The sequence below is a fragment of the Peribacillus sp. Hz7 genome, assembly GCF_042136355.1.
GTDB classification, from domain to species: domain Bacteria; phylum Bacillota; class Bacilli; order Bacillales; family DSM-1321; genus Peribacillus; species Peribacillus asahii_A.
Map to the genome: position 1 here is coordinate 454,279 of NZ_JBHHJV010000001.1, position 13,957 is coordinate 468,235.

Genomic DNA, 13,957 nt, shown 5'->3' on the forward strand with positions numbered 1-13,957 from the left:
TCATTTCCAGACAAAAAAATAGTTCTAAAGTAACGGGCGCATAGAGTGATTTTCTTCTATTATTAGAGATGTGTTTTCGGAATAACTGGATTATTTGTCGAAATATGTAACAAAAAATCATTTTTTTGGGATTCGAGGTAAAATTTATCGACAAAATAGTACTTTAGTTTTGTGAAAATTCGATGATTTATTTACGGATTAGTCTTACAATGATTACTGAGAAGATGGTCGATATAGTACAAAAATAAAATACAATTGCCATAAGAAAGAGGTGAGGAATAGTATGGAATTATTTTCAAATACCTTTAGGAATCTTGAGAATTCTTTAGATTATTCAAGTATGAAGCAGAAAGTTATTTCGCAAAACATTGCTAATGTAGATACACCTAACTATAAGGCGAAGAATGTAACGACCAGTTCTTTTAAAGAAGCGTTGCAGGCCTCTATGGACAACTACCGTACGGATCAAAGGCATTTTGAGTTTAGTACAAAAAGCAATGGATCAGCGATTGTGACACAGCAAAATGTAACGTATAACAATAATGGCAACAGTGTTGATATTGATAAAGAAATGACTGCCTTAGCGACAAATCAAATTTATTATAATGCAGTAACAGACCGACTAAGCGGGAAATTTAGTTCATTACAAAATGTAATCAGAGGTGGTAAATAATGAGTATGTTTCACAGCATAAACACAACAGCCTCTGCTCTTACTAGTCAGCGCTTGAGAATGGATGTCATTTCTTCTAATATGGCGAATGCTGAAACGACTAGATCGCAGTATGTTGATGGTGAATGGCAACCATATAGTAGAAAAGCGGTAGTTCTTCAAAGTAAAGAGAATGAAAGCTTCTCAAACTTTTTACATACAGCTATGGGACAAACGAAAGGTGTGGGGGCTGGTGTACAGGTAACTAAAATTGTTGAGGATGAGACAACGCCTTTTAAACTTGTATATAATCCAGAGCACCCGGATGCGAATGCAGAAGGATATGTTGAAATGCCAAACGTAGACCCTCTTAGGGAAATGGTAGATTTAATGAGTGCTACACGCTCGTATGAGGCGAATGTAACAGTGTTGAACGCCTCAAAAGGGATGATGATGAAAGCACTAGAAATAGGGAAATAAATAGAATAGGGGGATGAGACAATGGCAGGACTTACTCTTTCTGCTGCCAATAACGTGGCCAATTTGCAAGAAGTGACTAATACAAAGAAAACAACACCATTTGAAGCACAGCAATCTTTTGGAGCAGCGTTGAAGGAATCAATCAATCAAGTGAATGAAGCACAGCTTTATTCTGATTCGTTAACGAATAAAATGGCGAATGGAGAAAACGTAGACTTACATAGCGTAATGATTGCATCACAAAAAGCAAGCATTTCATTATCAGCAACATTAGAGATTCGTAATAAAGTTGTTGAAGCATATCAGGAAATTATGAGAATGAATATTTAACGTTCATTTTAAAACCTCATTTTAAAATATAGTGCTAGGAGGAATGAAAATGTAAACCTCCTTTCATAAATTTATTAGACTAACCGGGGGATTAAAATGAATGATTCATTAGTGAGAATAAAAGAGAAAATAACGGAATACTGGAGTACCCGCACAAAAAAACAAAAAATTATTGGTATTAGTGCAGCAGTTTTGCTAGTTATCCTCATCGTCGTTGCTTCGATTTTAGCTACACGTACTACTCTTGTTCCTTTATATTCTAATTTGACTCCTTCAGAGACGGGTTCAATTAAAGAGAACTTAGATAGCAAAGGGATTGAAAATGCAATTTCGAACGATGGAACAACGATTAGTGTTCCGGAAGAAAGTGTAGATACTTTAAAAGTAGAGTTAGCTGCTGAAGGCATTCCTAGTTCAGGAAATATTGATTATTCTTTTTTTGGTGAAAATGCCGGGATTGGAATGACAGAAAATGAGTTTAATGTTGTAAAGCTAGATGCGATGCAATCAGAAATTGCTGGTCTTATTAAGAAAATCGATGGTGTTCAAGATGCTAGCGTAATGATTACATTGCCCGAACAAGGTGTTTTTGTTAGTGATACGAATGAAGAGGCATCTGCGTCCGTTGTGTTAACAACAAAGCCAGGTTATAAATTTGAAGAAAATCAAATTAATGCTCTCTATCATTTAGTGTCAAAAAGTGTTCCTAATCTGCCTACTAATAATATCGTCATTATGAACCAAAACTTTGAGTATTTTGACTTAGAAGATGAAAATAATTCTGTAGGAACTAAATTTGCTTCACAACAAGAAATTAAAAAAGAAATTGAACGAGATGTTCAAAGACAAGTGCAAAATATGCTTGGAACATTAATGGGAAGAGACAAAGTAGTCGTATCAGTTTCCACGGATATTGATTTTACTCAAGAAAATCGTGAAGAAAATTTAGTTGCTCCTGTTGATGAGGAGAATATGGAAGGGATTGCAATCTCGGCTCAAAGAATTAATGAAACCTATACGGGTGACGCAGCTGCAACAGGTGGAATTCCACAAGGTGAAGATACAGCAGATTCATTAGGTACATATGTTCAAGGTGGAACAAATGGGACTGGAGACTATGAGAAGGTAGAAGAAACTATTAATAATGAAGTAAACCGTATTAAAAAGGAAATAGTAGAAAGTCCGTATAAAGTACAGGACCTAGGCATCCAAGTGATGGTAGAGCCGCCTACACCGGATGATCCAACCTCTCTTTCACAAGATAGCATCGATGATATTACAAAAATTCTTGGAACAATTATTCGGACAACGGTAGCTAAAGATGAGAATGGGGAAGCGTTAACAGATGCAGAAATTGAAGAGAAAATTGCCATTTCTGTTCAACCGTTTAATGGAAAAGTGGGCGTAACGAATGCTCAAGAAAGTTCAGCGTTACCATTATGGGCTTATATTGTTGGAGCAGTATTATTGCTTGCTATTATCGTTCTGCTTATTTTATATATTCGTTCAAGAAAACAACAGGCGGCAGAGGAAGACGAAGAAGAAGAATTGTTGGAAGAAGCAGTTTATGAAATACCAGATTTATCTGAAGAACAAGATTCCGAAGCTTCTATTAAACGCAAGCAGCTGGAGAAAATGGCAAAAGAAAAACCAGAGGATTTTGCAAAATTATTAAGAAGTTGGATAGAGGAAGACTAGGAGGCGATGCAGATGACAGGAAAGAAGAAAAAAGGTGAATTGACAGGAAAACAAAAAGCAGCCATCCTGCTGATTTCCTTAGGTCCGGATGTTTCTGCATCGGTCTATAAACATCTTTCTGAAGAGGAAATTGAAAGGCTGACTCTTGAAATCTCTGGTGTAAGAAAAGTAGATTCAAAGGAAAAAGAAGAAGTATTAGAAGAGTTTCATAATATTGCCTTGGCGCAAGATTATATTTCTCAAGGCGGGATTGGTTATGCGAAACAAGTGCTTGAGAAAGCGTTAGGAGAAGATCAAGCAGCAGCGATTATAAATCGTCTTACTTCTTCACTGCAAGTACGTCCGTTTGATTTTGCTCGAAAAGCTGAACCTGGGCAAATTTTAAATTTTATTCAAAATGAGCATCCACAAACAATTGCTTTAATTCTATCGTATCTAGAATCGACACAAGCGGGTCAAATCTTATCGGAGCTGCCACAAGAAATGCAAGCAGATGTTGCTAAACGAATCGCTTTAATGGATAGTACATCACCAGAGATTATTAACGAAGTAGAACAAATTCTGGAGAGAAAACTATCGGCTACTGTGACGCAAGATTATACGCAAACAGGCGGTGTTGAAGCGGTTGTGGATGTCTTAAACGGTGTGGATCGTGCTACGGAACGAACGATTCTCGATGCACTTGAAATTCAAGATCCTGAATTGGCTGAGGAAATTAAGAAACGCATGTTTGTTTTCGAAGATATTGTTACGTTGGATGGAAGAGCGATTCAACGTGTTATTCGTGAATCTGATAATGAAGATTTAAAGCTTGCTCTTAAAGTGGCGAGTGAAGAAGTAAAAGAAATTGTATTCCGTAATATGTCTAAACGAATGGTGGAAACGTTCCAGGAAGAAATGGAGTATATGGGGCCTGTAAGATTACGGGATGTCGAAGAAGCACAATCCCGTATTGTTGCTGTTATTCGCCGCCTGGAAGAAGCAGGTGAGGTCGTCATCGCTCGTGGCGGAGGAGATGATATTATTGTCTAGGATTATTAAATCCTCTCAAGCGAAAGAACAAGTTGGAAAAACGATTAAAATCCGCCCGTTTCCTGTCATTCATTCAGAACATGAAGAACAGGCGGCGGTAATCGATGAAACAATGCTGCATGAATTGTTAGAACAAGCTGAACGACAAGCTGAATGGCTAGTTCAACAAGCAAATGAACAAGCAGTCGCGATTAAGAACGAGATCGAGCAAGCAAGGGTTTATTGGGAACAAGAAGAAAGACCGATGTACATGGAGCAAGCTCAAAAAGAGGGCTATCAGCAAGGAATAGAGGACGGGGTGCAAAAAGGATATAGGGAGAGGGCTGAAACAATCGCTTATGCCAAGGAAATTGTAGAGCTGTCTAAACAAGAATACAGCAAACAAATTGAAGCAGCAGAGCCTGTTATTTTAGAACTTGCGATGAAAGTGGCCGGTAAAATTATTGGATATGAATTAAAGGAGAATGAAGAGGCTTTTTTCTCGATGGTGAAACGGGCAATTAAAGAGGCGAGGGAGAATCGCGAAGTGCAACTTCATATACATCCGAGTCAGTATCCGTTCATTCTTTCTCATAAAGAGGAGCTTGAAGCAATCTTTCCGAAGAATACGGATTTATACGTCTATCCGAATGATGAATTGGCAGAAAGCAGCTGTATCATTGAATCTGAAAGTGGAAGAATCGATGCAAGTGTCGATAGTCAACTTCGAGAAATGAAAGATAAACTGATGAAATTATTAGAAGGGGAATCATGATGAAAGCGATTGACCTGATACCGATAATTGATGAACTTGATACTTTTAAGCACTATGGCCGTGTAAAACGGGTTGTAGGGTTAATGATTGAATCTCAAGGTCCTGAAAGTTCGATTGGGGATATTTGCTACATTCATACCGGTGTTCGTCAACATAAAAAGAGAATTTTAGCAGAAGTTGTCGGTTTCCGTGATGAAATGGTCATTCTTATGCCGTTTACAGCCGTCAATGATATTTCTCCAGGAGCAATTGTAGAAGGATGCGGCCGTACATTAGAAATTAAAGTGGGCAGCGGTTTAATCGGGAAAGTTGTGGATCCGCTTGGACAGCCGATTGATAGCTCACTTCTTCCGAAAGGACTTGCTTCTGTAGCGATTGATCAAGATCCACCGAACCCGATGAAGCGCCCACCTATCTCTGAGCCAATCGATGTAGGAGTTCGTATGATTGATAGTTTGCTAACCGTTGGGAAAGGGCAGCGTGTAGGAATCTTTGCAGGGAGCGGTGTTGGGAAAAGTACGCTTCTTGGGATGGTAGCGAGAAACACCACTGCTGATTTAAATGTCATTGCGTTAATTGGAGAGCGTGGTCGAGAGGTGCGTGAGTTTATCGAAAAAGACTTAGGTCCAGAAGGCTTAGCACGGTCTATCGTTGTTGTAGCAACAAGTGATCAACCAGCATTAATGCGTATTAAGGGGGCACTTGCTGCAACAGCGATTGCTGAGTATTTCCGCGATAAAGGCTTGGATGTCATGTTAATGATGGACTCTGTTACTCGGGTGGCAATGGCTCAGCGTGAGATTGGCCTAGCAGTGGGCGAACCGCCGACAACAAAGGGATATACACCATCTGTCTTTGCAATACTGCCGCGTCTTTTAGAAAGAACGGGTACGAATCAACTTGGAACGATTACTGCTTTTTATACGGTGCTTGTTGATGGGGATGACATGAATGAGCCGATTGCGGATGCCGTGCGCGGGATACTTGATGGGCACTTTGTATTGGACAGACAGCTAGCAAACAAAGGTCAGTTTCCAGCACTTAACGTATTGAAGAGTGTGAGTCGTGTTATGAATAATATCGTTGGTACCGAGCATAAGAAGGCAGCTGAGCAATTACGAGCGAATTTAGCAACGTATTTAGAATCAGAAGATTTAATTAATATTGGAGCGTATAAACGAGGTTCTTCGAAGACAATTGATGAGTCGATTAAACGCTATCCTGCTATTTTATCTTTTTTAAAGCAAGGGACGCATGAAAAAGCGACAAAGGAAGAAAGTATTGGCAACCTTATACAGTTGATGGGAAAAGGTGAATGAAAATGATCTACCAATATAAATTTGAAAAGATATTAACCATCAAGGAAAAGGAAAAAAGCGATGCGCGTGCGGCGTATAATGAAGCACTGAAAAACTTTGAACAGGTGGCTGAGAAGCTTTATAAATTGTTGAAGAAAAAAGAAGAATTGCTTGATTATCAGCAAGTAAAGTTGACTTCAGGTCTTTCTGTCCAAGAAATTCGTCACAACCAGCTTTTTATGGGGAATTTAGAGAAGTTAATCGAGCAATGTCAAAAAGATGTTATTCAAGCACGCTATAGGATGAATCTTCAACAAGAAAGATTGAAGGAAAAAAACATCGAAGTGAAAAAATATGAAAAAATAAAAGAAAAAGATTTTCAAAAATTCCTAGAGGTTGTGAAGGAAGCTGAAAATAAACAGATGGATGAGATTTCTATCCAGCAGTTTTTAAGCAAGGGATAGGGGGGACTAAAATGGCTCGAAAAGCTAAACAAAACATTGAAGACGTTGAATTAGAAGAAAAGAAATCGGGGAAAATTCAATGGTTTCTATTTGCTATCGTCATTCCTGTCATCTTTGCCATTTTGGTTACAATCATCGTCATGACTTACTATGGTGTAAATGTGTTTGAAAAAACGAAGGAGATTTCAGATAAGATTTCTACACAAGTTTTTCAAAATGATGAAAAACAAACAGAACAAACAACTGCAGACTATGATCAAAAAATTGTTGACCTTGAAGCAGAGATTAAAGACAAAGAGGCAGAAATTCAGTCTCTAGAGAGCATCATTGATAGTCGTGATAAAAACCTTCAAAAGGTAGAGGCCGAAAAAGAACAACTTCAAAAAGAAATCAATGAATTAAAGCAAGCTCAAACAACGAGTGATGTAGAAGCTAAAGAAATTGTGAAAACGTATGAAACGATGTCAGCTAAAAAAGCGGCGCCGATTATTACACAAATGAGTGACGATGATGCTATCCAGATTCTCACTAATTTGAAACCAGCGACTCTAGCCAAAGTATTAGAACAAATGGCTCCTGAAGATGCTGCCCGCCTAACGAAAAAATTACAATCACAGTCTTGATCAAAGGAGGTGAAAGAGAAGATGAATCCAGCTATGTTAGCGATGCTGCCGGCCGTTAACCATCCAACGCTATCAACAACTCAAACGTCTACATCTAGTTCAACAGGCAAATTTGGAGCGGTGTTAGAAAGTGCGCTGTCGACGGGACTGATAGCAGAGGAACCTGAGCTTGGACAGGAAATTCTTTCGGCCGATCAAATCGCTATTATTGAGGATGTACTTCATTTTTTAGGAATCGATAGTTTAGCAGAATTAGAGGGCGGTAGTGAAGTAGGAACTGAATTATTGCTTAATGAAAATTTAGATAATAATGATTCATTATTGCAATTGTTATTGAAGTTAAACAGTGAGGATGAAACTGCGGTGAAGGAGTTTCTAGCGAGTATTGTACAGATAAATGAACGTTCTGAAATGCCAGCAGAAGCTCAAGACATGAAAGAGATACTAAACGAAATCTTACCAGACATATACGCTGCATTAAACCAATTGGACTCTTTAGATATGAAAGGTTTAGCTAGTCTTGATTTAAATGGTACAGCAAACTTGTTGAAGCTTGCTAAACTTCAAGAGTTAGTAGCCTCATATCAAGACTTAACTCAAGATCAAGCTGAGATGTCAAAAGAAATCAAAGATCTGCTAGAATCGATTTCGGGCAAGCTGCAAAAATGGTTAAGTACGGAGTCGCCTAAAGCGGCGGCAGATACATCTTTTGCGGCTGTATTAGAAAACGGCACAAATAAGTCTTTGGATGTTGTAAAGCAGGCATATGTCCGATTCGTTACTTCGGATGGTGAAAGCTCTGAAGAAACGGTTAGTAATGGTTTAACATTAAAAACAGCAGAAGCGAATACGCAAAGTTCTTCCTTACCCTTTCAAATGACGAAGCTTGAACAGTTTGTCTTAAATACGAGTAAGAATGGTCAGGCTGTTGATGCTGAGCAATTCGTTAAATCTTTTGAAAATATTTTAAGTAAAGCGAATTTCTCAAAAGCAAATGGCGTCCAAAAATTGCTCATTCGCTTAAACCCAGAGCATTTAGGTTCACTTCGAATAGAATTGATTCAAAAAGAAGGAACGATGGCAGCGAAAATCTTAGCGACAACGGCTCAAGCAAAAGAACTGCTCGATCGTCAATTGCAAGGCTTAAAGCAAGCTTTCACAAATCAAAGTATTCAAGTGGAGAAAATTGAGATTTCTCAGCAAATGAGCACTCTTAACTCTGAACGCTTTACACAGCGAGATCCTGATGCGAATAAACAACAAGGGCAGCAATTGCAGCAAAATGAAAGTAAGCACGATGCAGAAAACGATTTTACTGATAGCTTTGCAGAAGCCTTATTAAATATAGAAGTATAGGTGAAGAATGATGACAACAATTGATACATCACTTTTACTATCCAATAATGTGAAAGAAAGAAAAGCGGGAGATAATCTCGGAAAAGATGATTTCTTAAAGCTATTTATTACCCAACTGCAAAATCAAGACCCAAGTAGTCCAATGGATAACAGTGAATTTATTGCGCAAATGGCCACGTTCTCGACAATGGAACAAATGATTAATATCGGTTCAAAGATTGATACATTGATTGAAAATAATAAGCAAAATGACTTGCTTAATTATAGTACATTTGTCGGTAAGGAAATTAAATGGCACTCGCTTGAAGAAAGTGAAAATAGTGAAGAAGCAACGGTTACAGAAGGAACGGGAGTCATCCAATCTGTTCAGTATAAAGGAGATAACGTATATTTCCTGCTTGAAGATGGCAAGAAACTAGAGCCGGGGAATATATCAGAAGTACATAGCGCTTCTTCATCTAATAGTCTTGTTACAGGCAGTGAATTAATTGGTAAGCAAGTGACTTGGAAAGATGAAGACGGCAAGGAAGTTTCGGCACTTGTTCAATCTGTGTTAATGAGTAATGGCAAGCTTCTCTATGAAGTTGATGATGAAAAAGGGACAAAACTTACAGGCGATCAATTAATTAAAATTGCGAGTAAGTAAAGGAGATTGTGATGAAACAATCAGGTTTTCGACCAATTACAACACAACCTCTTCCGATAAACAACATTTTCAAACAGCCATTGAATCGGCAAACAGCAAGCTTGCGATTAGTAAACACGCACAGTTGCGAATGAATTAACGAAACATTGAGATTGAAACAGAATTTCAAGAAGCGAGGAAAATGGGTGTGACTGAAGCACTTGTCGTAATGGATGAGGCAGCACTTGTCATTAGTGCGAAAAACAACACTGTTATTACCATCATGGATCATGAGGAAGCTGGCACCCAAATTTTCACGAATATTAACGATACGATTTTGTTAGATGAATAGGCTGGACCTTGCTATAAGGGAGCCTCGACTGCGCATGGACAGAAGCAGTCAATAATCGAAAGGGGAAATGAAAAGATGCTTCGTTCAATGTACTCTGGTATTAGTGGATTGAAAAATATGCAAACAAAACTAGATGTTATCGGGAATAACGTCGCCAACGTCAATACATATGGTTTCAAAAAAAGTCGTGTTACCTTTAGCGACACGATGAACCAAACGATTTCTGGGGCAAGTGCAGCGACAGCTAATAAAGGGGGAACAAATGCTAAGCAAGTCGGTCTAGGCTCCACAATTGCAACGATTGATACGATTCATACGCAGTCGAGCTTACAAAATACGAATCGTGACCTAGACGTTGCCATTTCAGGAGACGGCTACTTTGTTGTCAAAAGCGGTGACGCTGAGTTTTATACACGTGCTGGAAACTTCTATTTAGATGATAACGGAACACTTGTTAACTCGGATGGTTTGAAAGTACAAGCGTATAAAGTTGATGAAGAAGGAAATGTATCTAATGAATATGGCGATGTGGCCGTTAACGTAAATGCACTACTCCCTGCGACTGCAACAAACGAAATTAATTTTACAGAAAATTTATCATCAGATTCGGTAGATGGTTCTGTATTTACTCAACAAATAAAAGTAGTTGATGAGAAAGGAATTCCTCATGCAACAACTGTTTATTTTAAAAAAACATCTAGTAATAATTGGGATATTTTCATAAATCAAAATCCAGATGATCCAAAAGTTACTGCCAATAAAGTTCATTCTATAGCTTTTGATACGAATGGAAAAATAACAGATGCAACTAAGACGAAAGATTTAACAGAAATTAGTACGGGTAGAGAAGACGATACATCCACTACTGCAGTAGATGAAAGTAAATTAACAATAAAATTAAAGTTAGACTTTTCTGAGTTAACTCAAAATAAAGGTACAACGACAGCTTTAGTTCAGCCTAATGGTTATACTGAAGGGAAATTAGAAAGCTTTAATTTTGGATCTTCTGGGGAAATCAATGGCGTGTATTCAAACGGTTTAGTCAAAACGCTTGGTCAATTAGCCATCGCGAAATTCAGCAACTCATCTGGGTTAACAAAAGCAGCAGGGAATACATTTCAGGAGTCAATTAACTCGGGTACAGCAGATATTGGTGTTGCTGGAAATGGGCGTGGAACGCTTCGTTCAGGTTCTCTTGAAATGTCCAACGTTGACTTATCAGAAGAATTCACAGAAATGATCGTAGCGCAGCGTGCGTTCCAATCCAACACTCGTATTATCACAACATCCGATGAAATCCTGCAAGAGCTCGTTAATTTAAAACGATAAGTTAAGGGAGGGATGGAGCTTAAGAGTTACGGTTCTTTGGCTCCAATCATCATTATTAAAGTAACCCGATTGAATGGTAGAAGTTTTACGGTAAACGCCTTATATATAGAAGCAATTGAATCGTTGCCAGATACGACGATTACGTTTACGACGGGGAAGAAGATTGTTGTACGCGAGAAGGAAGAAGAAATCACACAAGCTATTATTCAATTTTACCGTGCTGTGAATGTTCTTGGACTTCGTCACGACGTGGAGGGTATAGGTTATGAAGAATAAAGTATTAACGATTATGTTAATTATGCTTGTTGCTATTTCTCTGTTAGGTGTATTGGCGGTTGTGGTGATTAATAAGATGAATGATGCGGGTGTGGCAAATGGAGAACCATCCATTGATGAAATTGTGGAGGCATCTGTTGAAATTCCAGAGATTACTACAAATCTTGCTGACAATGACTATATTAAAATTTCGTTTACAATTCAAACCGATGGAAAAAAAGCAAAAGAAGAGTTAGAAAAGCGAAATTTCCAAGCGAAGAATATTATTATTACGGAATTGTCAGAAGTAAAGACGAATGAACTAGCCGGGAAAGCAGGGAAAGAAAAGCTGCAGGAAGTCATTAAGAAAGAGTTAAATGAATTAATGCAAGAAGGACAAGTTGAACAGGTGTATATCACCTCCTCAATCCTTCAATAAGAAATCTTTTGGGCAAACGCTCAAGTGAGCAGTTTTGGAGGTGATGGCGATTGTCTGGTGAAATATTGTCACAAAGTGAAATTGATGCTTTGCTTTCAGCACTTTCTACAGGAGAAATGGATGCTGAGGAGCTGAAAAAAGAAGAAGTTGAGAAAAGAGTGAAAGTTTACGACTTTAAACGAGCGCTTCGCTTCTCAAAAGACCAAATTCGAAGTTTAACACGAATTCATGAAAATTTCGCGAGATTACTGACGACGTACTTTTCAGCACAGCTTCGAACGTATATTCATATAGCGGTGGCGTCTGTTGACCAACTCCCGTATGAAGAATTTGTTCGCTCGATTCCGAAAATGACGATTTTAAATGTCTATGAAGTGCCGCCGTTAGACGGGCGTATTATTCTAGAAGTCAACCCGAATATTGCTTATGCGATGATGGATCGCGTGCTTGGCGGGCGAGGCGAAAGCGTGAATAAGGTCGACAATTTAACGGAAATTGAAACGAAAATTATGACGAGTTTATTTGAAAAGGCATTTGAGAATTTGCAGGAGGCATGGTCTACAATCGTTGATATTGATCCGATCATGGCAGATTTTGAAGTGAATCCTCAGTTTTTACAACTTGTCTCACCTAATGATACGGTGATTGTTATTTCGTTAAATATTCAAGTAGGGGATACAACGGGCATGATTAATATGTGTATTCCGCATGTTGTATTAGAGCCAATTATACCGAATTTATCGGCGCATTATTGGATGCAGGCGTCACAAAAAGAACGAAGTCCAGAAGAAATGGCGATGCTTGAAAAAAGAATTACGCATTCAGATATGAGTATTGCTGCGGAATTAGGAGAAACGAGCATTACAATTCATGATTTTCTACAGCTAGATGTTGGCGATGTGATTGAGTTAAATCAACCGATTGATGCACCTTTAACTGTGAAGATCGGGGATGTACCGAAATTCTACGGACAACCAGGTAAGGTAGGCAAAAAGCTAGCCATTCAGATTCTTGATATTTTGAAGGGGGGAGACGAAGATGGTAAGTGATGAGATGCTTTCTCAAGATGAGATTGATGCTCTGTTAAGAGGTGATACAGAGGATGACGTAAGTGAGGTGAGATCTCCCCTTAACGTAGAAGATTATTTATCGTCGATGGAACAGGATGCACTTGGTGAAGTTGGAAATATTTCTTTTGGAAGTTCAGCAACCGCTCTATCCACTTTATTAAATCAAAAGGTAGATATTACAACACCGACTGTTACATTAATTGAAAAAAGTAAATTAGCTGCTGAGTTTCCACATCCATATGTGACGATTCAAGTGGAGTATACGGAAGGATTTTCTGGGGTTAATGTTCTAGTCATTAAACAAAGTGATGCTGCAATTATTGCAGATTTAATGCTGGGTGGTAATGGGTTAAACCCAAGTAGTGATCTTGGAGAAATTCAATTAAGTGCTGTACAAGAGGCGATGAACCAAATGATGGGTTCAGCAGCTACTTCGATGTCGACCATTTTTAGTAAGAGAGTTGATATTTCACCGCCAAGCATTGACTTACTTGATATGGTCAACGGGGAAGGGGAAAAGTCGATTCCTAATGAAGACCCGCTCGTCAAAATTTCGTTTCGATTACGTGTCGGTGAGCTAATTGATTCTAATATTATGCAGCTTTTACCGCTGCCTTTTGCAAAAGGGCTAGTCGATGAACTGATGGGGGGGACAGGTCTAGACCCTGAGCTGCCAGCACCGGCTCAAGTCCAGCCGCCGCAAGTTCAAGTCTCTCAAGCGGCTGAACAAGCAGCAGCAGTGCAGCAGCCAGTATATGAACAACCAATTCAACAGGTTCAGCAAGCTCAACCAGCTTATCAAATGCAGCAACCAGTACAAATGGCGAGTTCCCCGCAGTATTTTGGTGCAGGTACAGCGGTGCCAAGTCAACCAGTGAATGTTCAACCAGCAAACTTTACAAGCTTTCAGCCATATCAGCTTCAAGAGGCAGAAGCAAAAAATTTAAATATGTTAATGGATATTCCGCTTCAAGTAACCGTTGAATTAGGTCGAACTAAACAATCGGTTAAAGACATTTTGGAATTAGCATCTGGTTCAATTATTGAGCTGGATAAATTAGCCGGGGAACCGGTTGATATTCTTGTGAACAGCCGCCTAATTGCCAAAGGTGAAGTGGTTGTTATTGATGAAAACTTTGGTGTTCGTGTGACAGACATTGTCAGTCAAAACGATCGACTACAAAAATTAAGATAATTTCAG

The 13,957-nt window shown here is 38.8% G+C and carries 17 protein-coding genes; all 17 read left to right on the plus strand.

The features are described from left to right. The first annotated feature begins 283 nt into the window (after window positions 1-283). Window positions 284-673: a flagellar basal body rod protein FlgB gene (flgB, locus tag ACE199_RS02165; protein ID WP_375348388.1), complete on the plus strand. Its 390-nt coding sequence runs from the start codon at window positions 284-286 to the stop codon at window positions 671-673. Beyond that, window positions 673-1,131, plus strand: coding sequence for a flagellar basal body rod protein FlgC (flgC, locus tag ACE199_RS02170; RefSeq protein WP_375348389.1), 459 nt, complete (start codon window positions 673-675; stop codon window positions 1,129-1,131). The genes flgB and flgC overlap by 1 nt, the downstream gene beginning before the upstream one ends. Before the next feature lie 21 nt (window positions 1,132-1,152). Further along, a complete protein-coding gene (fliE, locus tag ACE199_RS02175; protein ID WP_252290035.1) occupies window positions 1,153-1,461 on the plus strand; it encodes a flagellar hook-basal body complex protein FliE in 309 nt (102 codons plus the stop codon). 96 nt (window positions 1,462-1,557) lie between these two features. Further along, a complete protein-coding gene (gene fliF, locus ACE199_RS02180) occupies window positions 1,558-3,159 on the plus strand; it encodes a flagellar basal-body MS-ring/collar protein FliF (RefSeq protein ID WP_375348390.1) in 1,602 nt (533 codons plus the stop codon). Window positions 3,160-3,171: 12 nt separating this feature from the next. Continuing rightward, complete coding sequence (fliG, locus tag ACE199_RS02185; RefSeq protein ID WP_375348391.1) at window positions 3,172-4,191, plus strand: flagellar motor switch protein FliG; 1,020 nt, start codon at window positions 3,172-3,174, stop codon at window positions 4,189-4,191. Beyond that, entirely contained in the window at window positions 4,184-4,945 is a 762-nt protein-coding gene (gene fliH / locus ACE199_RS02190) for a flagellar assembly protein FliH (protein ID WP_375348392.1), read from the plus strand. Before fliG ends, fliH begins: the two co-directional genes overlap by 8 nt. Further along, the gene (gene fliI / locus ACE199_RS02195) at window positions 4,945-6,264 is read left to right on the plus strand and encodes a flagellar protein export ATPase FliI (protein ID WP_375348608.1); all 1,320 of its coding nucleotides are present in this window, start codon (window positions 4,945-4,947) and stop codon (window positions 6,262-6,264) included. Before fliH ends, fliI begins: the two co-directional genes overlap by 1 nt. Before the next feature lie 2 nt (window positions 6,265-6,266). Then, a complete protein-coding gene (gene fliJ, locus ACE199_RS02200) occupies window positions 6,267-6,707 on the plus strand; it encodes a flagellar export protein FliJ (protein ID WP_375348609.1) in 441 nt (146 codons plus the stop codon). Window positions 6,708-6,718: 11 nt separating this feature from the next. Next, window positions 6,719-7,330: a MotE family protein gene (locus tag ACE199_RS02205; RefSeq protein WP_375348393.1), complete on the plus strand. Its 612-nt coding sequence runs from the start codon at window positions 6,719-6,721 to the stop codon at window positions 7,328-7,330. Window positions 7,331-7,351: 21 nt separating this feature from the next. Continuing rightward, window positions 7,352-8,686: a flagellar hook-length control protein FliK gene (locus ACE199_RS02210; protein WP_375348394.1), complete on the plus strand. Its 1,335-nt coding sequence runs from the start codon at window positions 7,352-7,354 to the stop codon at window positions 8,684-8,686. A gap of 10 nt (window positions 8,687-8,696) precedes the next feature. Beyond that, a complete protein-coding gene (gene flgD / locus ACE199_RS02215) occupies window positions 8,697-9,332 on the plus strand; it encodes a flagellar hook assembly protein FlgD (protein WP_375348395.1) in 636 nt (211 codons plus the stop codon). A gap of 181 nt (window positions 9,333-9,513) precedes the next feature. Next, window positions 9,514-9,663: a hypothetical protein gene (locus ACE199_RS02220; RefSeq protein WP_375348396.1), complete on the plus strand. Its 150-nt coding sequence runs from the start codon at window positions 9,514-9,516 to the stop codon at window positions 9,661-9,663. Between the two features lie 75 nt (window positions 9,664-9,738). Beyond that, window positions 9,739-10,992 (plus strand): flagellar basal-body rod protein FlgF, encoded by a 1,254-nt coding sequence (gene flgF, locus ACE199_RS02225; RefSeq protein ID WP_375348397.1) that lies wholly within the window; start codon window positions 9,739-9,741, stop codon window positions 10,990-10,992. 12 nt (window positions 10,993-11,004) lie between these two features. Beyond that, window positions 11,005-11,268 carry a flagellar FlbD family protein gene (locus tag ACE199_RS02230; protein ID WP_375348398.1) on the plus strand — a complete coding sequence of 88 codons (264 nt, stop codon included), beginning with the start codon at window positions 11,005-11,007 and terminating at the stop codon, window positions 11,266-11,268. Then, window positions 11,258-11,686, plus strand: a complete 429-nt coding sequence (fliL, locus tag ACE199_RS02235; RefSeq protein WP_375348399.1) for a flagellar basal body-associated protein FliL — start codon at window positions 11,258-11,260, stop codon at window positions 11,684-11,686. Before ACE199_RS02230 ends, fliL begins: the two co-directional genes overlap by 11 nt. Window positions 11,687-11,736: 50 nt before the next feature. After that, window positions 11,737-12,735: a flagellar motor switch protein FliM gene (gene fliM / locus ACE199_RS02240; RefSeq protein ID WP_375348400.1), complete on the plus strand. Its 999-nt coding sequence runs from the start codon at window positions 11,737-11,739 to the stop codon at window positions 12,733-12,735. Beyond that, window positions 12,725-13,951 carry a flagellar motor switch phosphatase FliY gene (gene fliY, locus ACE199_RS02245; RefSeq protein ID WP_375348401.1) on the plus strand — a complete coding sequence of 409 codons (1,227 nt, stop codon included), beginning with the start codon at window positions 12,725-12,727 and terminating at the stop codon, window positions 13,949-13,951. The genes fliM and fliY overlap by 11 nt, the downstream gene beginning before the upstream one ends. Window positions 13,952-13,957 lie beyond the last annotated feature (6 nt).